The following is a 17,601-nucleotide window of genomic DNA, read 5'->3' as shown; positions in this document are numbered from 1 at the left end:
GGGAGCTGACGGGAGAACGCCCGCATGCTCGACAACGAGCCCAACGCCGGGGCCAATGGCCCCGACGGGGAGACAATTGAACAGCCCAAGGTGACCGAGCGCCGCCGCGCCGCCAGCCGCCCGGCGGGTCCCCCGCCGGAGCCGCCGGAGGAGCCGGCGTCCGTCCCGGTCACCGTCATCGCGGCGAAGGCCGCGCCGCAGGTCGCCGAGGTGCAACCGGTCCGGACGAACGCGGTGCAGCGTGCCGCGGGGGAGCCGGCGCCTGACATCGTGCGGGCGGCCGCCGAGGCGCCCGCCGTCAAGACGGTTCCCGCTTTCGCCACGTCCCACGCCGCCGGCGCGCAGGAGAAGGGCGCCGCGGCCGGGGCCACCGGTGAGAGCGCCGCACGTGGCGCTGAGAGCGCCGCGGAGGGGGGCGCCGAGAGCGCCGCAGGTGGCGCTGAGGGAACTGCCCAGCGTGGCGCTGAGGCCGCCGCAGGCGGTGCTGAGAGCACCGCCGAGGGTGTGGCCGAGAAGCCGAAGCGGACGAGGACACGGTCCACCGCCACGACGACGCGGCGGCGTACGACGAAGAAGGCCGCGGAGACGGCGGCCGAGGTCGCTGAGGCGCCTGCCGAGACCGTGGAGACCGCCGAGACTGTCGAGCCGGTCGTCGAGGCGGCGCCGAAGCGGCGCCGTACGCGGAAGAAGACCGAGCCGGAAGAGGTCGTGGCCGCCGAGACGCCCGCCACCGAGGACATCACGGCCGGTCGGGGCGGCGTCGCCGAAGTGGTGGCCCCCTCCGGCGGACGTGAGGCCGCGGCGCCGTTCGGCACCGGCGAACAGGCCGGTACGGACGTGTCGCGCGGCGGCACCGCTGACGTGGAGGCGCCCGTGAGCGGGGTCGCCGCGGCCGGGACCGCTGGTGTGGCGGGCCGCGTGGCGGCCGGGGCGCCGTCCGAGGACATCGCGGCGGAGACCGACGAGGACGTCGAGGACGAGGACGTCGTCGAGATCCTGCCCGAGGACGAGCCGCTCGACGACGAGCCCGCCGGCGAGGACCTCGACGAGGACGACGTGCGGCCCAGCCTGCTCGCCGACCCCTTCGGGCTGACGGCGCAGCGGCAGAGCGACTCCACGGGCGCGTTCCAGCGGCCCGCGGCCATCTTCGCGCCGCTGTTCCAGGCGCCCGACCCGAGCCGCGCCACGCCTGTCGTGCCGCGCCGGGCCGAGCCGCCGCAGCCCGTCGTCGAGCTCGAGGACGTCGAGGAGCTCGCCGAAGAGGCGGTCGTCGAAGAAGAAGAAGAAGAGATCGACGCCGACACCGACGAGCAGGAAGAAGAGGGCGGCAGCCGTCGCCGTCGCCGCCGCCGGGGCGGCAGGGGTCGCGGCAGGGCGCGCGAGCGCGACGAGGCCGAGGACGGCGAGGAGCAGGAAGAGGACTCCGAGGAGGAGCAGCAGGAGGAGGAGTCCCAGGAGGAGTCCTCCACCTCGCGCCGCCGCCGGCGCCGCCGTCGTCGCGGCACCGAGGAGGTCGCAGAACCGGCCGGCGACGACCCGCCGAACACGGTGGTGCGCATCCGCGCCCCGCGCTCCGGGCGGGCGGCGCTCGACACCGCCACCGACGGCGTGCAGAGCGTGCGCGGCTCCACCCGGCTGGAGGCCAAGAAGCAGCGTCGCCGCGAGGGGCGCGAGCTCGGCCGCAGGCGTCCGCCGATCATCACCGAGTCCGAGTTCCTGGCCCGCCGCGAGTCGGTCGACCGCATGATGGTGGTCCGCCGCCAGGGCGACCGTACGCAGATGGCGGTGCTGGAGGACGGCGTCCTCGTCGAGCACTACGTCAACCGCGAGGCCAGCCAGTCCTACGTCGGCAACGTCTACCTCGGCAAGGTGCAGAACGTGCTGCCCTCGATGGAGGCGGCGTTCGTCGACATCGGCAAGGGCCGCAACGCGGTCCTCTACGCCGGCGAGGTCAACTTCGACACCGCCGGGATGGAGGGCCAGCCCAAGCGCATCGAGTCGGCGCTGAAGTCGGGCCAGTCGGTGCTCGTGCAGGTCACGAAGGACCCGATCGGCCACAAGGGCGCCCGGCTCACCTCGCAGATCAGCCTGCCCGGCCGCTACCTCGTGTACGTGCCCGACGGGTCGATGACCGGCATCAGCCGCAAGCTGCCCGACAAGGAGCGCACGCGGCTCAAGAGCATCCTGAAGAAGGTCATGCCGGAGAACGCCGGTGTGATCGTGCGCACGGCGGCCGAGGGCGCCTCCGAGGAGGAGCTGGCCCGTGACGTGGCCCGGCTGTCGGCGCAGTGGGAGAGCATCCAGAAGAAGGCCAAGTCGGCCAGCCCGCCCGAGCTGCTGTCGGCCGAGCCCGACCTGACCATCCGGGTCGTGCGCGACGTGTTCAACGAGGACTTCACCTCGCTGGTCGTGCAGGGCGACGATGCCTGGAACACCGTCGACGACTACGTCAAGTACGTCGCGCCGCACCTGGGCGAGCGGCTGACGAAGTGGGACAGCGACCAGGGCGACGTGTTCGAGTCGTACCGGATCGACGAGCAGCTGGCCAAGGCGCTGGATCGCAAGGTGTGGCTGCCGAGCGGCGGCTCGCTGGTGATCGACCGTACCGAGGCGATGACCGTCGTCGACGTCAACACCGGCAAGTTCACCGGCCAGGGCGGCAACCTCGAGGAGACCGTCACCAGGAACAACCTGGAGGCGGCCGAGGAGATCGTGCGCCAGCTGCGGCTGCGCGACATCGGCGGCATCATCGTGATCGACTTCATCGACATGGTGCTGGAGTCCAACCGTGACCTGGTGCTGCGCCGGATGCTGGAGTGCCTGGCCCGTGACAGGACCAAGCACCAGGTGGCCGAGGTCACCTCGCTGGGCCTGGTGCAGATGACCCGTAAGCGGGTCGGTCAGGGGCTGCTGGAGGCGTTCTCGACGCCGTGCGACTGCTGCAACGGGCGTGGCCTGATCATCTCCAACGAGCCGGTCGAGTCCAAGCCGGAGCCGCGTGGCACGCAGGGCAAGATGGCGGTGGAGAAGGCGGTCACGGACAAGGTTTCCGCGGCGAAGGACTCCTCCGGCCGTGATACCGTGACCGGTGCGCTTGAAGACGTCCCGGCTGAGGACGACCAGGCAAACCAGACTTCCGGCAGAGGGCGGCGACGCTCGCGCCGAGCCAAGTCGGCCGAGTAGTCCTCGGCGGACTTCCGACGTTCCGTCCGGTTCGCCTAGGGGCCCGTTAATCCGGTACCCTGGTGAACCGGTGCGTCAGGTGACGTGCCCTGTTGGCGCGCTTACTCGGTACGTCGGGTCACGACAGGCCGAATGACAGGCGCAACATTCGGCGGCCGCCTCTTCGTGAGGTGGCTGATGTTCGAAAGCCACAGTGAGTCAGTAGAAGGGTTCCGCGGTGTACGCGATCGTTCGTTGCGGCGGCAGGCAGCAGAAGGTCTCCGTCGGTGACGTCCTCGAGGTGGACAAGGTCGCCGGCGAGGTCGGCTCTTCGGTTTCGCTGCCGACGGTGCTCGTCGTCAACGATGGCGACGTGACCACCGAGGCGGGCAAGTTCACGGTCAACGCCGAGATCCTCGGCGAGACCAAGGGCCCGAAGATCCGGATTCTCAAGTACAAGAACAAGACCGGTTACAAGAAGCGCCAGGGTCACCGCCAGCGGTACACCCAGGTGAAGATCACCGGTATCGAGCAGGCCTGACGGGAGTTTGAGAGATGGCACACAAGAAGGGCGCGTCGTCCACCCGGAACGGCCGTGACTCCAACGCCCAGCGACTGGGCGTCAAGCGCTTCGGTGGCCAGCTGGTCAACGCGGGCGAGATCATCGTCCGGCAGCGTGGCACCCACTTCCACCCCGGTGACAACGTGGGCCGCGGTGGCGACGACACGCTGTTCGCGCTGGCCGCCGGTCACGTGCAGTTCGGTGTCAAGCGCGGCCGCCGGGCCGTGAGCATCGTCCCCGTCGCGGAGTAGGTTCGTCCGCGACTCGGGTTTCACGTCAAGGGGTGGATCGATCGGCTGGTCGATCCGCCCCTTTTCGTTTTCCGCGGTGGGCGCCGGGCGCCGGGGCATGAGATCCCGGGCGGCCGGTGTTCAGATCGTGGGCGGGGCCGGTGGCCTCGTACGTCGGAATGAGATGCCCCGGGTGGGGTGATGGAGGAATGCGGGATGCCGGACTTTGTGGACCAGGTGGTCCTTCACATCAAGGCCGGTGACGGAGGGAACGGGTGCGCCTCCATCCACCGGGAGAAGTTCAAGCCCCTCGGCGGTCCTGACGGCGGCAACGGTGGGCGCGGCGGCGACGTCATCCTCGAGGTCGACCCCAGCACCGCGACTCTGCTCGACTACCACCGCCGGCCACACCGCAAGGCGGAGAACGGCAAGCAGGGCCAGGGCTCCCACCGCGACGGCGCCAACGGCGAGGACGTGATCCTGCCGGTGCCCAACGGCACCGTGGTCAAGGACGCCACGACGGGCGAGGTGCTGATCGACCTCGTGGGGGCCGGCACGCGGTACGTGATCGCCCAGGGCGGCCACGGCGGGCTCGGCAACGCGGCCCTGGCCTCCACCAAGCGCAAGGCCCCCGGGTTCGCGCTGCTCGGCGAGCCGGGCGACGGGCTCGACGTGGTCCTGGAGCTCAAGAGCGTCGCCGACGTGGCGCTGGTCGGGTTCCCCAGCGCGGGGAAGTCGTCGCTGATCGCGGCGCTGAGCGCGGCCAAGCCGAAGATCGCCGACTACCCGTTCACCACGCTGATCCCCAACCTGGGGGTGGTGACGGCGGGCGACCACGTGTTCACCGTGGCCGACGTGCCGGGGCTGATCCCCGGCGCCTCGCAGGGCAAGGGGCTGGGGCACGAGTTCCTGCGGCACGTCGAGCGGTGCGACATGCTCGTGCACGTCATCGACTGCGCCACGATGGAGCCGGGGCGCGACCCTGTCACCGACTACGAGGTGATCGAGGCGGAGCTGCGGGCGTACGGGAAGCTGGAGGACCGGCCGCGGCTGATCGTGCTGAACAAGGCCGACGTGCCCGACGCGCGGGAGCTGGCCGAGCTCGTCACGCCCGAGTTCGAGGAGCGGGGGCTGCGGGTGTTCACGATCTCGGCGGCCACGCACGACGGGCTGCGGGAGCTCACGTACGCGATGGGCGAGTGGGTCGCGGCCGCCAGGGCCAACAAGCCGGTCGAGGAGCCGACGCGGCTGGTGATCCGGCCCAAGCAGCTCGGCGACGCCGGGTTCAAGGTGCGGCGGGTCAACGACAACATGTTCCAGGTCACCGGCGAGAAGCCCGAGCGGTGGATCCGGCAGACCGACTTCAGCAACGACGAGGCGGTCGGCTATCTCGCCGACCGGCTCGAACGGCTGGGGGTCGAGGAGCAGCTGGCCAAGGCCGGCGCCGGCGCGGGGGCCGAGGTGGTCATCGGGCCGATGGAGGGCGGCTACGTCTTCGACTGGCAGCCGACGCTGCACGCCGAGTCCGTACGCCAGGGTCCGCGCGGCACCGACAACCGCCTGGGCTAGCACTCACGGGCGGAGGGTGGCTTCGGCGCCGCCGTCCGCGTACAGGATCTGGCCGGTCACGAAGGAGTTGTCGGGGCCGGCCAGCCAGGCGAGCAGAGAGGCGACCGGCTCCACCGGGCCGGGGAAGCCCAGCGGTTGCGGCATGGCCGACGACACGAGCGCGCGGGTCGCCGGGTCCGACAGGAACGTCTTCCTGGCCGACTCCGTGTCCACCACGCCGGGGGCGACCGCGTTGAGGGGGATGCCCGCGCCCGCCCATTCGGGGGCGAGGGCGGCGCGGCGGAGCCAGCGGTTGAGCGCCTGCTTGCTCGACGGGTAGATGACGCGGCCGCGCCCAGCTTCGGCGGCCCGGCGTCCGGCCTCGCCGGCGGCTTCCTCGTCCAGGGACAGGCAGGCTTCGACGATGTCGTCGTCGGCGGCCACGATCGCGCTCAGCGACGACACCGCGACCGCCCTCGGCGCCCCGGACGCCGCCAGCAGCGGACGCAGCCCCTCAAGGGTGGCGATCGTGCCGAAGAAGTTGAGGCGTACGGTCCGCTCCGACGGCATGCCTGTGCCCGCCACGGCGACCAGCCCGTCGACCCGGCCGCCCGAGGCCGCCGCGACCTCCGAGAACAGGCTCTCGCGGCCCTCGGGGGTGGTGAGGTCGGCGAGCACGTCGGCGTCGCGGACGTCGCAGCGGATGACCCGGTGTCCGTCCTTGGCCAGCAGGTCGGCGGTGGCCGCGCCGATTCCCGAGGCGGCTCCGGTGACCACGTAGGTGCGCATTTCCATGCTTCTTACTACATCGACTGAACTGATGCAGTCAATGTAGCTATTCAAGTGGGTACGAGCGGATAGGCTGCCAGGCGTGCGGGAACAGATCGCCTCAGCGTCGAAAGTCGTGGTCAAGGTCGGCTCCTCCTCCCTCACGACCCCCCAGGGCATGATCGATGTCGATCGGGTGGACGCCCTGGTGGACGTGTTGGCGGCGCGGCGCCGTACCGGGACGCAGATCGTCCTGGTCTCCTCCGGGGCCATCGCGGCGGGCCTCGGCCCGCTCGGGCTGAGCGCGCGACCGCGCGACCTGGCCACCCAGCAGGCGGCCGCCTCCGTCGGGCAGGGCGTGCTCGTGGCCCGTTACACCTCCTCCTTCGCCCGCTACTCCCTGCGCGTCGGCCAGGTGCTGCTGACGGCCGACGACATGATGCGGCGCGCCAACCACGCCAACGCCCAGCGCACCCTCGACCGGCTGCTGGAGCTGGGCATCGTGCCCATCGTCAACGAGAACGACACCGTGGCCACCGACGAGATCCGCTTCGGCGACAACGACCGGCTGGCCGCGCTCGTGTCCCACCTGATCCACGCCGACGCGCTGGTGCTGCTGTCCGACGTGGACGCCCTCTACGACGGCCCGCCCAGCCGCCCCGGCACGCGGCGGCTGACGGAGGTGCGCGGGCCCGAGGACCTCGCCGGGGTCGAGCTGGGCAAGAACGGCGCCGCCGTCGGCACCGGCGGCATGGTGACCAAGGTGCAGGCGGCCAGGATCGCCACCGGGGCCGGCGTGCCCGTGGTGCTCACCGCCGCCGCCCACGCCGCGCAGGCGCTCGCCGGAGCCGACGCCGGCACGTACTTCCATCCCGGCGGCCGGCATCCCGGCACGCGCCTGCTCTGGCTCGCGCACGCCACCACCGGCCGCGGCCGGCTGCATCTCGACGAGGGGGCGGTGGAGGCCGTCGTGGCGCGGCGCAAGTCGCTGCTGCCCGCCGGGGTGACGTCGGTGGAGGGTGAGTTCGCGGCGGGCGACCCGGTGGACCTGTGCGGTCCTCAGGGGCTCGTCGTGGCCCGCGGGCTGGTCAACTTCGACGCGACCGAGATCCCCGGCCTGCTCGGCCGCTCCACCAGGGAGCTGGCGAGCACGCTCGGTCCGGAATATGAACGCGAGCTGATCCACCGCGACGACATCGTCATACTGGAAGCCCACGCCTGAGCCTGCGAAGCGGAGCAGCAATGAGCACAGAGTTCCAGAAGGTCGCCCACGCGGCACGAGAGGCCGCCGCCGAGCTGGCCCCGCTGCCGCGGGCGCCGAAGGACCGGGCCTTGCGCGCGATCGCCGATGCCCTGGTCGCGCGGGCGGCCGAGATCATCGAGGCCAACGCCGACGACGTCGAACGGGCCAGGCAGCAGGGCACGTCCGAGGCGATGATCGACCGGCTGCGGCTCGACGAGGCGAGGGTCGCGGCCGTCGCCGAGGCCGTGCGCCAGGTGGCCGACCTGCCCGACCCGGTCGGCGAGGTCGTCCGCGGCGGCACGCTGCCCAACGGGCTGGAGCTGCGCCAGCTCAGGGTGCCGCTCGGCGTGATCGGCATCATCTACGAGGGCCGCCCCAACGTCACCGTGGACGCCGCCGCGCTCTGCCTGAAGAGCGGCAACGCGGTGCTGCTGCGCGGCTCGTCCAGCGCCTACTCTTCCAACACCGCCCTCGTGCGGATCACGCAGGAGGCGCTGGAGCCCACCGAGGTGCCCGCGGGGGCCGTGCAGCTCGTGCCCGGGCAGACCCGCGACTCGGTCAAGGAGCTCATGCGCGCCCGGGGGCTGGTCGACGTGCTGATCCCACGCGGGGGCGCGTCCCTGATCAACGCGGTGGTCGAGGAGTCGTCCGTGCCGGTCATCGAGACCGGCATCGGCAACTGCCACGTCTACGTCGACGCCGAGGCCGATGTCGAGCTCGCCGTGCAGATCCTGGTCAACGCCAAGGCGCAGCGGCCGTCGGTGTGCAACGCCGCCGAGACGTTCCTCGTGCACGAGGGCGTCGCCGACGCGTTCGTGCCCCGCGCGCTGGAGGCGTTGCGTGAGGCGGGGGTGACCGTCCACGGCGACGAGCGGATCGCCCGCTACGGCGAGGTCGTGCCCGTCACCGAGGACGACTTCTACGCCGAATACCTCTCCCTCGACATCGCCGCCGCCGTCGTCGGCTCGCTGGAGGAGGCGGTGGCCCACATCAGGCGGTACGGCTCCGGCCACACCGACGCCATCGTCACCCGCTCCCAGCGGGCCGCCCGCAGGTTCGTCTCGCTGGTCGACTCGGCGGCCGTCGCGGTCAACGCCTCGACCAGGTTCACCGACGGCGGCGAGTTCGGGTTCGGCGCGGAGATCGGCATCTCCACGCAGAAGCTGCACGCGCGCGGCCCGATGGGCCTGCCCGAGCTGACCTCCACCAAGTGGATCTATACGGGTGAGGGGCATTTGCGCACGTCAGAGGGAACGGTGGTGGCCGGTTAGGCGGCGTGTCGGCCTGACCCGCGCCCGGCCGCGTGGGTTGACTGGGAGGCATGGACATTGTCGTCGCCCTCGTCTTCTCGGCCGCGGTGCTCTTCGGTGCCGACCGTCTGCTGCTCTGGCTGGAGAGCCGGGGCCACGTCAACTGGCGCAGGAAAGGCCGCCGGCCGCTGCCGGACGAGCCCGCCACGGAGCTCGACCGGATGCTCACCGACCACACAGGCCGATAATCCTTCGGCGTGCCGCAAGCGGCGACGCGCGTACCGGCGCTAGGGTTGTGTCCCTTATGGGCGCGCCGGGCGGGGAGGGACGGTGAGCAAGCTCGGCAAGGTCGGGCCGTACACCTTGATCGAGCGGCTCGGCCGGGGTGGCATGGGTGAGGTCTACCTCGCCTCCACCCGCCGCGGCGAACGAGTCGCGCTGAAGGTCCTGCATGACCTGGCCGAGGACACGACCTCGCGCGTGCGGCTGGAGCGCGAGGTGCGCGCACTGCGCCGGGTCGAGAGCCCGTACGTCGCCAAGGTGCTCGACGCCGACCTCGACGGCGCCCGCCCCTACCTCGTCATGGAGCACATCGAGGGCGTGACGCTGCTCGAACGCGTCCGCCAGCAGGGCCCCCTCGACGTGTCCGGCCTCGTCGACCTGGCCCAGGGCATCGCCACCGCGCTGGCGATCATCCACGCGGCCGGGGTCGTCCACCGCGACCTCAAGCCCGGCAACATCATCATGGGCTCCGAGGGCCCCGTGCTGATCGACTTCGGCATCGCCCAGGTGCTCGACGCGACCCGGCTCACCATGACCGGCACGTTCCTCGGCACGCCCGGCTACACCGCGCCGGAGATCTTCGCCGACGAGCAGGTGGATTCGCCCGCCGACATCCACGCCTGGGCCGCCACGGTGGCGTTCGCGGCGACGGGACGCCCGGCGTTCGGGCGTGGCACGGCCGAGGCGCAGATGTACGCGGTGCTCAACGGGCAGGCCGACCTCAAGGGCGTGCCCGTGGAGCTGCTGCCGCTGGTGCGGGCCGCACTCAACCGGGAGCCCGGCAAGCGGCCCACGGCGGCGCTGCTGGCCGACCGGCTGTCCCGGCTGGCCAAGGCGACCAGCGCGGGCGATGACCCGCCCGCCGCCGACGCGGCCGAGGAGGCCGGCAAGGGCACGGTCGCACGCGGCAGGGGCGCCGAGGAGGCTCGCTCCGCCAGGAGCCGTCCCAACGCCGTCCCCGCCGAGGGGAAGGTGCCGGCGCCGCGCGGGCGTACCGGGAACAGGGCGGTCCCCGACGGCAAGAGCGCCGCGGTGGCGCGCACGCGTACGGGCGCCGACGGCAAGGGCGCCGCGGTGGCGCGGACCAGGACCGGCGCCGACGGCAAGGGCGCGGCCGCCGCGCGCGGGCGCACGGCGGCCGAGGGGAAGGTTCCGGTGCCGCGGGCGCGTGCGGGGGCCGAAGGGAAGGTCACCGGGCCGCGCCGGCGTACGGCGGCGGCCGTCCGGAGCCGCCCGGCGGCCGCCAAGCCGCAGCACGGGCGCGCGGCCGGCCTGCGGTCCGAGTCGTCCACCACGCTGCCGGCGGGCAACGGCGCGCTGCTGCTGCTCGCGGTGCTGGCCGTGCCCTGTGTGGTGACGTCGGTGATCTGGCCGATCGCGTCGATCGCGATCACGACCGTGTTCGTGGTGCTCACCAGGACGTTGTGGATGAGCCACTGGATGGTCAGGAAGCGCAGCTCGCGGCGTACGCGGGTGGCGCTGCGGGTGCTGCTCTTCCCGGCCGCGCTGGCCGGGGCGGCGGCGACCGCCGTCGTGTGGCCGGGGCTGCCCGTCGCGGTGGCGTCGGGCGGAGCTCTCTGGGCGATCGGCGGCGGCGAGATCGACGCCGACTGGTGGCAGCAGGCCGCGCCCGTGACGGTGGCCGGAGTGGTGTTCGGGATGTTCTGCGGTGGGATCACCGGCCGCGAGATCGAGAGGGTCGGGCAGCGGCTGCCCGACCTGCGCAGGGAGGGGCTGCGCGCACTGGCCGTGCTGGGCGGGTTCGTCGCCCTGTGCGCGGCCGCCGTGCGCGCCATCGCCTTGCTGCTGTGACCTGCCGCCGCTCCATCGCGGGTCTTGGCGCTGGGCCCGCCGCCTCGCCGTCGTGGGCGCCGGCGGCGGGGACGCGGCTGATCAAGCGGATCGGCCGCGTGCCGTCTCGGATCAGCCCTGGCCGCCGTCGCGGCGGGAGAAGCGGTTGAAGATGCGCTCGCCCGCGTTCACGGCGCCCTCGGCCACGTCACGCAGCACGCCGATGAACGGGTCCTGCGACTGCTGCCATGAGGCGCGGTAGGACTCGGCCGCCGCCTTGATCTCGTCGGTCACCCGCGCGTCGGAGTCGTCTTCTCTGCGGGGGTAGTTACCGGCGATGATGCTGTCGTACTCGCCGCTGCGCTGCCACTTGTCCAGCTCGGCCACGCGCACCACCGCGAAGGGGTGGGTGGTGCCGAGCAGGTTGAGGACCTTGAGGAAGCCGTCGCGAAGGTCGCCCGCGGTGTCGTACTCGTGGAACTGCTCGAGGAACGCCTCGATGTTCATCTCGTGCATGTAGGAGCCGCCGGCCAGCTTCATCAGCGCGCGCTTGGCCGCCTCGGGGTCCTGACCGACGAGCAGGCCGCCGCGGTCGGAGGACAGCTCGGACTTGCGGTACCACTCCTCCAGGCCCGCGACGATCGCGCGCAGGCCGATGTAGCCCAGCGGGATCCAGGCGACGCGCGTGGCGAGGCGGGTGAGGATGTCGAGCATCGTGCGGTAGACCGCGTGCCCCGACAGGATGTGGGAGGTCTCGTGACCGATGACGAAGCGCTGCTCCTCCTCGTTCATGAGGTTGAGCAGGCCGGTGGTGACGACGATGAACGGGTCGTCGAAGCCGATGGCCTTGGCCTGGACCTGTGGATCCTGCTGGATGTAGATCTCGGGGATCCGGTGCAGGTCGAGGGTGTAGGCGGCGTCGCGGCCCATGTCGTAGATCGAGCGGAACTGGGTCTCGCTCACGCGCACGGCCGAGGCCAGGTACATCAGCCGTAGCCTTCGCTCGCTGATGAGGCCGGACATCTGCTTGAGAACTGTGTCGAACCCACTCAGCTTGCGCAGAGCGACCAGCGCGGACCGGTCTGCGGGGTGTTCGTAGGCTCGAGACGAGATGCCGGGCAGTTGGACGCGGTTGCGGTCCGGGGTGGTCGTCATGCCCGGCATGCTACGTCCGCAACGGAAGTGATGCGCGGTCATCACCAAGGGGGGTCCCATCATGTTGGTGGGATGCATCCGCGTAAGGTCCGTTTCATGATGAATGCGCCCAGTGTGCCGGGTAAGCGGCGAGTGGGGGTGATGGGCGGGACGTTCGATCCCATCCATCATGGGCACCTCGTCGCCGCCAGTGAGGTGGCACACCATTTCCAGCTTGACGAGGTCGTCTTCGTGCCGACCGGGCGGCCGTACCAGAAGTCGGGGCGTGACGTGTCGGCGGCCGAGGACCGCTACCTGATGACGGTCATCGCCACCGCCTCGAACCCCCGCTTCTCGGTCAGCCGGGTGGACATCGACCGCCCGGGGCCGACGTTCACCATCGATACTTTGCGCGATATTTCGCGAATTTATGGGCCTGACGCTGAGCTGTTCTTCATCACCGGCGCGGACGCGCTCGGCGCGATCCTCGGCTGGCAGAACGCGGAGGAGCTGTTCGATCTCGCCCACTTCGTCGGCTGCACGCGCCCGGGGCACACACTGCACGACCCCGGGCTGCCGGAAGGCCGGGTGACGCTGCTGGAGATCCCCGCCCTGGCCATCTCCTCGTCCGAGTGCCGGCAGCGCGTCGCCAAGGGCGAGCCCATCTGGTACCTCGTGCCCGACGGGATCGTGCAGTACATCAACAAGCGGGGCCTCTACCAGTCAGGTTGAGGGTGGCGGCGGCGCAGGTGAGGGGTCCCGGCCCGGAAGGGTACCCTCAACTTAAGGGCATGCTGCCGACACAGGAGGACAGACCCGCATCGTGACCGCATCTGAGAGATCCGTCCAGCTCGTGCGCATCGCCGCGGAAGCCGCGGCCGACAAGCTGGCCGATGACATCCTGGCCTACGACGTGAGCGAGCAACTCGTCATCACCGACGCCTTCCTGCTCTGCTCCGCCACCAACGACCGGCAGGTCCGCGCCATCGTCGACGAGATCGAGGAGCGGCTGCGCGCCGAGGCCGACGCCAAGCCCGTGCGCCGCGAGGGCGAGCGCGAGGGCCGCTGGGTGCTGCTCGACTTCATCGACATCGTCGTGCACGTGCAGCACGAGGAAGACCGTACGTTCTACGCGCTCGAGCGCCTGTGGAAGGACTGCCCGGCCATCGCGCTGCCGGAGAGCGTCCTGCAGGCCAACCTGCAGCGAGCGCGCTCTTGAGCAAGCGGATCGTATGTCTGCGACACGGGCAGACTCTGTGGAACGTTGAGCAGCGCTTCCAGGGCCACTCCGACATCCCCCTCGACGAGACCGGCGTGGCGCAGGCCGCGAGGGCCGCGTCGTTGCTGGCCTCGCTGCGCCCCACGCACATCGTCTCCTCCGACCTCCAGCGGGCCAACGACACGGCGCTCGCGCTGGGTCGGCTCGTCGCGCTCGACGTGGCGGTCGACAAGGACTTCCGCGAACGAGGCGGCGGCGAGTGGGAGGGGCTGACCCGCGAAGAGATCGCCGCGCGGTGGCCCGCGGAGTACGTCGCCTGGGAAGCGCCCGGCGGCGAGTCCGTCACCGACGTGGCCGCCCGGGTGGCGGCCGCCATGCGCCGGTGGGCGGCTCGCCTGGACGACGACGGCCTGCTCGTCGTGGCCTCGCACGGCGCCGCGCTGCGGCTCGGCATCTGCGAGCTGCTCGGGCTGCCTGAGGAGCTGTGGCCCGCGCTGGGCGGGCTCGGCAACTGCTCCTGGTCCGTCCTGCAGGAAGGACGCAAGGGCTGGCGGCTGCTGGAGCACAACGCCGGCACCCTGCCCGAGCCGATCCACAGCGACGACCGGCCCGACGCCGAGGTCTAGGACTCTGTCCGTACGGCTCGGGGGCCGTGCGGATGCGCGGTGTAGTCGCTGAGGGTGATGGCCGCGGCGGCGCGGTCGTTCATGCGCTTGATCAGGCTCTTGCCCGGCAGGTACGGGAGCAGGCGCATGGTCTGGTTGCGCCGCCAGATCTGTGACCTCGTCCGGGGGACGAGGAATTTGTCGGCTCCGCGCGCTTGGCTGTGGCAGATGGCGACATAGGGCCGTATCCGGTCCTCGTAGCGGGTGAACGCCGTCCGGTGGTCGCCGGCCATCGCCAGCTCGCCCGCCAGGACGTACGCGGCGATCAGCGCCAACCCGGTGCCCATGCCGCCCGGGCCGGGGGCGTACCCGGCGTCGCCCAGCAGGACCACCCGGCCCGCCGAGTAACGCGGCAGGACGACCTGGGCGGCGGGGGAGAAGAAGAAGTCCTCCGCCGTGCGCATCGCGTCCAGCAGGCCCGGGATCTCCCAGCCGAGGCCGTCGAAGGCCGCCGCGATGATCTCCTGATGCTGCGAGCGGTCGTCGTGGTCGTAGGCCAGCGGGGGTGAGGCGAAGTCGAGCGCGGCCCGGGTCTGGCCGGAGGCGTTCGTGATCGTGGCGCATCTGCCGGGGGCGTTGAACATCAGGCCCTCATGGTCGAGTCCGTAGGTGTCGGGGACCGAGAAGACGGCGCCGTACATGCCGAGGTGGCGGATGGGGGACGGGGCGGCGAAGGCCGGCTCGCGCACCCGGGATCGCACGCCGTCGGCGCCCACGACGAGGTCGAAGGTGCGGGGCGCGGACCGCTCGAAGGTGACGTGGACGCAGCCGGGTGTCTCGGTCAGCGAGGTCACGGAGTCGTCGAAGACGTACTCGGCGTCGGCGGCGGCCTCGTGCAGGATGCGGCTCAGGGTGCCGCGCAGGATCTCGATCTCGCCGCTGAACGCCTCGGAGGGCAGCTTCGCCAGGCGCCTGCCCGTGTCGCCGACGATCGTGATGTCGCCCATGCGGGTCTGCGAGCGGCGTACGGCGTCGAGGACGCCCATGCGGTCGAGCACCCGCAGTTGCGGCGCGCCGCGGAAGTCGACGGCCTGACCGCCGGGGCGCAGGCCCGGCGCCCGCTCCACGACGGTGGGGTGGCTGCCGTGGCGCGCCAGCCAGTGGGCGAGCGCGGGCCCCGCGATGCCCCCGCCGGAGATCAGCACCTTGAGACCACGCATCGCACGGCTCCTCACTCTTCGTTTACGGTGTACGCGGACTGTAGGACGAGGGTGCTGACGAGGCAATATGTACTAGTGCTGCGCCTTGTGGTCAGCTGGAGTGACGAGCCGAGGCGCGTCTGGTGCACTAGAGCGCCGGAGAAGGAGGCCGGGTGACGCGAGACGAGGCGCCGTACCTGCGGATCGCCGAGGAGTTGCGGCGGCGGATCACCGCGGGGGAGCTGGCGGCCGGGGACAGGCTGCCCTCCACCCGGCAGATCATCCGTGAATGGGGGGTGGCGATGGCCACCGCCAGCAAGGTGCTGGGCAGGTTGCAGGAGGAGGGGCTCGCGCGGGCCGTGCCCGGCGTGGGGACGGTCGTGGCCGGGCACGAGGCGCCGGGGTCGCGCGCACCGGAGCTGACCAGGCGGCGCATCGTCCGGACCGCCGTGGCGATCGCCGACGCGGAGGGGCTCGAGGCCGTCTCCATGCGCCGCGTCGCCGCCGAGCTCGGAGCCTCCGCCATGTCGCTGTACCGGTACGTGGCGGGCAAGGACGAGCTCGTGCACCTGATGGCCGACGCCGTCTACGGGGAGGACCCACCGCAGGACCGGATCCCGCGCGGCTGGCGGGAGCAGCTGGAGACGGGGATGCGCCGGCTGTGGGGGATCTACCGGCGCCATCCCTGGCTCGCCCACGCGGTCTCGCTGACCCGGCCCGAGTTCGTCCGCAACGGGATGGCACACACCGACCGGCTCCTGCGCGCCGTGGACGGTCTGGGCCTGGACCCGAACACGATGCTGCACGCCGTGGTGTCCCTCGTGAACTTCGCCCGCGGCACCGCCGTCAGTCTGGCGGCCGAGGAGCAGGCGCGTACGGAGACGGGCATCACCGACGACGAGTGGATCAGGGACAGGGAGTCGGAGCTGGCCGAGTTGTTCGTCTCGGGCGCCTTCCCCACCCTGGCCAAGGTCGTGGGGCGGCCCGGGCTGGACATGGACCTGGACTCCATCTTCGCGTTCGGCCTGCGCCGGCAGCTCGACGGCCTGGCCGTTCTGGTGGCCAGGGCGCGGGACGGGCGGCGCGATTAGGCGTATGAGGCAGGATGGCTATATGCTCTCCGAGCGCCGCAACGGGTGTACTCGAAGCGGTGACCAGGGGCTATGGCGCAGTTGGTAGCGCGCCTCCATGGCATGGAGGAGGTCTGGGGTTCGAATCCCCATAGCTCCACCTGGTTTTCTCCGCCGTCTCAGGCGGTCGACCGGCTCGACGGACAGATCGACGATCCGGGTGCCTGCCGGTACGACCCGGTGAAGGCGCAGTGCCCGGCCGGCGCCGATCGGGTGGACTGCCGCACGCCGCGCCAGGTGTCCGTCGTCCGCACGCTGTAGGCGGGACCGGTGGACCCGGACGGGCACCGGCTGTACCCCGGCCCGCGGCTCCGAGCTCGGCTGGGACGGAATGCTCACACCCGCCTCCCACCTGGGCGGCCGCTCCTTCGCGGCGTGGCTCGGGGCAACTACCTGAAGTACATGGGGTTCCCGATCGGCACCCCGCACTCGTCGCCGGCCGAACCTCGTTCACCGCGGCCGCTTTCCACCGGCTGACCCGCCGAAGGCGTCAAGGGCGACGCCATGAGCCTTGACCTGCGCGCGTTCCGCCGTGCCGGTGGCAAGCTCATCCTGTGGCACGGCTGGGCCGACCCGCTGCTGCCGGCGACCGCGACGGTGGACTACTACCAGCGGCTGCCGGAACGCGACGGCGGGCTGCGGACCCGGCGGTGGGCGCGGCTGTTCATGGTGCCCACGAGGTACCACTGCGTTACCGGCTGACCGGGTTCGATCCGCTCCGCGAGCTCGTCACGTGGGTCGAGCGGGATACGGCGCCGAGCCGCGTCATCGCCGTGGGCCGGGACACGCAGGGCGAGGTCTCCCGGTCGCGACCGGTCTTCCCCTATCCGCTGGTGGCCGCCTGTGACGGCACCGGCAGCATCGACCAGGCGGCCGACTTCGTGCCGGCGCCGCCGCCGCGTCCGTCGCGGGACGTCATCCCGTCGATCGGCGGTCACCCGCACGAGCTGCGCGGCTCGGTGGCGCGCCAGAGGAGCCGGTATGCAGGCGAAAGGCCGGGCTGCTCGGATGAGCCCGGCCTTTGTGGCGATGTGTCAGTGCTGGATCACCTGACGGTGCGCGGCCTTGCTGGCGGGGACCGCCGTCAGGCTGAGGATCACCGTGATGACGCCGACGACCCAGGACGTCCACGACGCACCCATGCTCTGGGTGTACGTGATGACCCAGGGGGCGACGAACAGCAGGACGCCCCAGAGGGCGTTGAGCCATTCCGTGGCGACCACTCCCGGGTTCGCGAGCGACACCAGAGAGGTGACCGCGGTGAGGACACCCAGCACGATCAGTGAGGGCGCGGCGCCTGACGCGCCGTTGACCCAGATCGGGGAGAGTGCCGCGTAGATACCGGCGACCAGGGTGACCCAGTCCTGCCAGCGTGACCATGCCTTCATGAGAACCTCCGCCGATGGCGTTTGCGAGGCTGGCCTGTTTGGTCAGTCGTAACCCGCACAACTTCCGGAGATGAGATGCGATTCCACTGC

At 71.5% G+C, this 17,601-nt stretch carries 17 protein-coding genes, 1 tRNA gene and 1 pseudogene; 15 read left to right on the top strand and 4 right to left on the bottom strand.

The window, feature by feature from the left end; all coding sequences use genetic code 11:
- Positions 1–24 precede the first annotated feature (24 nt).
- The 4 genes from ACIBP6_RS29125 to obgE all read left to right on the top strand — a co-directional run bounded on the left by ACIBP6_RS29125 (position 25) and on the right by obgE (position 5,523).
- A complete protein-coding gene (locus ACIBP6_RS29125; protein WP_397057057.1) occupies positions 25–3,183 on the top strand; it encodes a ribonuclease E/G in 3,159 nt (1,052 codons plus the stop codon).
- A gap of 217 nt (positions 3,184–3,400) precedes the next feature.
- Entirely contained in the window at positions 3,401–3,703 is a 303-nt protein-coding gene (gene rplU, locus ACIBP6_RS29120; RefSeq protein ID WP_080046162.1) for a 50S ribosomal protein L21, read from the top strand.
- Between the two features lie 14 nt (positions 3,704–3,717).
- A complete protein-coding gene (rpmA, locus tag ACIBP6_RS29115) occupies positions 3,718–3,975 on the top strand; it encodes a 50S ribosomal protein L27 (protein ID WP_012893687.1) in 258 nt (85 codons plus the stop codon).
- A 195-nt stretch (positions 3,976–4,170) separates the two neighbouring features.
- A complete protein-coding gene (gene obgE / locus ACIBP6_RS29110; RefSeq protein WP_397057056.1) occupies positions 4,171–5,523 on the top strand; it encodes a GTPase ObgE in 1,353 nt (450 codons plus the stop codon).
- Between the two features lie 3 nt (positions 5,524–5,526).
- Here obgE and ACIBP6_RS29105 read toward each other — a convergent pair whose 3' ends face one another.
- Positions 5,527–6,291 (bottom strand): SDR family oxidoreductase, encoded by a 765-nt coding sequence (locus ACIBP6_RS29105; RefSeq protein WP_397057055.1) that lies wholly within the window; start codon positions 6,289–6,291, stop codon positions 5,527–5,529.
- 82 nt (positions 6,292–6,373) lie between these two features.
- Here ACIBP6_RS29105 and proB point away from each other — a divergent pair, with 82 nt between their 5' ends.
- The 4 genes from proB to ACIBP6_RS29085 all read left to right on the top strand — a co-directional run bounded on the left by proB (position 6,374) and on the right by ACIBP6_RS29085 (position 10,857).
- A complete protein-coding gene (gene proB / locus ACIBP6_RS29100) occupies positions 6,374–7,492 on the top strand; it encodes a glutamate 5-kinase (protein ID WP_397057054.1) in 1,119 nt (372 codons plus the stop codon).
- 20 nt (positions 7,493–7,512) lie between these two features.
- A complete protein-coding gene (locus ACIBP6_RS29095) occupies positions 7,513–8,784 on the top strand; it encodes a glutamate-5-semialdehyde dehydrogenase (RefSeq protein ID WP_397057053.1) in 1,272 nt (423 codons plus the stop codon).
- 50 nt (positions 8,785–8,834) lie between these two features.
- On the top strand, positions 8,835–9,011 hold the full coding sequence (locus tag ACIBP6_RS29090) for a hypothetical protein (RefSeq protein ID WP_165969899.1): 177 nt from the start codon (positions 8,835–8,837) through the stop codon (positions 9,009–9,011).
- An 82-nt stretch (positions 9,012–9,093) separates the two neighbouring features.
- Positions 9,094–10,857 (top strand): serine/threonine-protein kinase, encoded by a 1,764-nt coding sequence (locus ACIBP6_RS29085; protein WP_397057052.1) that lies wholly within the window; start codon positions 9,094–9,096, stop codon positions 10,855–10,857.
- 111 nt (positions 10,858–10,968) lie between these two features.
- Here ACIBP6_RS29085 and ACIBP6_RS29080 read toward each other — a convergent pair whose 3' ends face one another.
- Positions 10,969–11,991 (bottom strand): M48 family metallopeptidase, encoded by a 1,023-nt coding sequence (locus tag ACIBP6_RS29080; protein WP_132615957.1) that lies wholly within the window; start codon positions 11,989–11,991, stop codon positions 10,969–10,971.
- 96 nt (positions 11,992–12,087) lie between these two features.
- On the opposite strand from ACIBP6_RS29080, the gene nadD reads away from it, so the two are divergent.
- The 3 genes from nadD to ACIBP6_RS29065 all read left to right on the top strand — a co-directional run bounded on the left by nadD (position 12,088) and on the right by ACIBP6_RS29065 (position 13,815).
- Entirely contained in the window at positions 12,088–12,702 is a 615-nt protein-coding gene (gene nadD / locus ACIBP6_RS29075) for a nicotinate-nucleotide adenylyltransferase (protein ID WP_397057051.1), read from the top strand.
- A 91-nt stretch (positions 12,703–12,793) separates the two neighbouring features.
- Positions 12,794–13,189, top strand: coding sequence for a ribosome silencing factor (gene rsfS / locus ACIBP6_RS29070; protein ID WP_397057050.1), 396 nt, complete (start codon positions 12,794–12,796; stop codon positions 13,187–13,189).
- Positions 13,186–13,815 (top strand): histidine phosphatase family protein, encoded by a 630-nt coding sequence (locus tag ACIBP6_RS29065; protein ID WP_397057049.1) that lies wholly within the window; start codon positions 13,186–13,188, stop codon positions 13,813–13,815. Before rsfS ends, ACIBP6_RS29065 begins: the two co-directional genes overlap by 4 nt.
- On the opposite strand, the gene ACIBP6_RS29060 is transcribed toward ACIBP6_RS29065, so the two are convergent.
- Positions 13,812–15,014 (bottom strand): FAD-dependent monooxygenase, encoded by a 1,203-nt coding sequence (locus tag ACIBP6_RS29060; protein ID WP_397057048.1) that lies wholly within the window; start codon positions 15,012–15,014, stop codon positions 13,812–13,814. The two genes, ACIBP6_RS29065 and ACIBP6_RS29060, sit on opposite strands and share 4 nt — an antisense overlap.
- Before the next feature lie 152 nt (positions 15,015–15,166).
- On the opposite strand from ACIBP6_RS29060, the gene ACIBP6_RS29055 reads away from it, so the two are divergent.
- From ACIBP6_RS29055 to ACIBP6_RS29040, 4 genes and pseudogenes are all read left to right on the top strand, one after another.
- On the top strand, positions 15,167–16,084 hold the full coding sequence (locus ACIBP6_RS29055) for a TetR/AcrR family transcriptional regulator C-terminal domain-containing protein (protein ID WP_397057047.1): 918 nt from the start codon (positions 15,167–15,169) through the stop codon (positions 16,082–16,084).
- 66 nt (positions 16,085–16,150) lie between these two features.
- Positions 16,151–16,223, top strand: a tRNA-Ala gene (locus ACIBP6_RS29050).
- A gap of 404 nt (positions 16,224–16,627) precedes the next feature.
- Positions 16,628–16,825, top strand: coding sequence for a tannase/feruloyl esterase family alpha/beta hydrolase (locus tag ACIBP6_RS29045; RefSeq protein ID WP_397057046.1), 198 nt, complete (start codon positions 16,628–16,630; stop codon positions 16,823–16,825).
- Positions 16,774–16,995, top strand: a pseudogene (locus ACIBP6_RS29040) (tannase/feruloyl esterase family alpha/beta hydrolase); the annotation flags it as partial. The gene ACIBP6_RS29045 and the pseudogene ACIBP6_RS29040, both read left to right, overlap by 52 nt.
- A 162-nt stretch (positions 16,996–17,157) precedes the next feature.
- On the opposite strand, the gene ACIBP6_RS29035 reads toward ACIBP6_RS29040, so the two are convergent.
- Positions 17,158–17,511 (bottom strand): SPW repeat protein, encoded by a 354-nt coding sequence (locus tag ACIBP6_RS29035; protein WP_132615969.1) that lies wholly within the window; start codon positions 17,509–17,511, stop codon positions 17,158–17,160.
- Positions 17,512–17,601: the final 90 nt, after the last annotated feature.

The organism is Nonomuraea terrae (assembly GCF_044465245.1).
GTDB lineage: Bacteria > Actinomycetota > Actinomycetes > Streptosporangiales > Streptosporangiaceae > Nonomuraea > Nonomuraea terrae.
Note: the sequence above shows the minus strand (reverse complement) of the source record. Positions and strands in the feature narration are given on the sequence as shown.

Bases quoted from the DNA above. Each gene is read 5' to 3' on its own strand.
- ACIBP6_RS29035 (WP_132615969.1), bottom strand. From the start codon at position 17,511: ATGAAGGCATGGTCACGCTGGCAGGACTGGGTCACCCTGGTCGCCGGT.
- obgE (WP_397057056.1), top strand. From the start codon at position 4,171: ATGCCGGACTTTGTGGACCAGGTGGTCCTTCACATCAAGGCCGGTGAC.
- ACIBP6_RS29080 (WP_132615957.1), bottom strand. From the start codon at position 11,991: ATGACGACCACCCCGGACCGCAACCGCGTCCAACTGCCCGGCATCTCG.
- ACIBP6_RS29090 (WP_165969899.1), top strand. From the start codon at position 8,835: ATGGACATTGTCGTCGCCCTCGTCTTCTCGGCCGCGGTGCTCTTCGGT.
- ACIBP6_RS29125 (WP_397057057.1), top strand. From the start codon at position 25: ATGCTCGACAACGAGCCCAACGCCGGGGCCAATGGCCCCGACGGGGAG.
- ACIBP6_RS29105 (WP_397057055.1), bottom strand. From the start codon at position 6,291: ATGCGCACCTACGTGGTCACCGGAGCCGCCTCGGGAATCGGCGCGGCC.
- ACIBP6_RS29045 (WP_397057046.1), top strand. From the start codon at position 16,628: ATGAGCCTTGACCTGCGCGCGTTCCGCCGTGCCGGTGGCAAGCTCATC.
- rpmA (WP_012893687.1), top strand. From the start codon at position 3,718: ATGGCACACAAGAAGGGCGCGTCGTCCACCCGGAACGGCCGTGACTCC.
- ACIBP6_RS29095 (WP_397057053.1), top strand. From the start codon at position 7,513: ATGAGCACAGAGTTCCAGAAGGTCGCCCACGCGGCACGAGAGGCCGCC.
- ACIBP6_RS29060 (WP_397057048.1), bottom strand. From the start codon at position 15,014: ATGCGTGGTCTCAAGGTGCTGATCTCCGGCGGGGGCATCGCGGGGCCC.
- nadD (WP_397057051.1), top strand. From the start codon at position 12,088: ATGATGAATGCGCCCAGTGTGCCGGGTAAGCGGCGAGTGGGGGTGATG.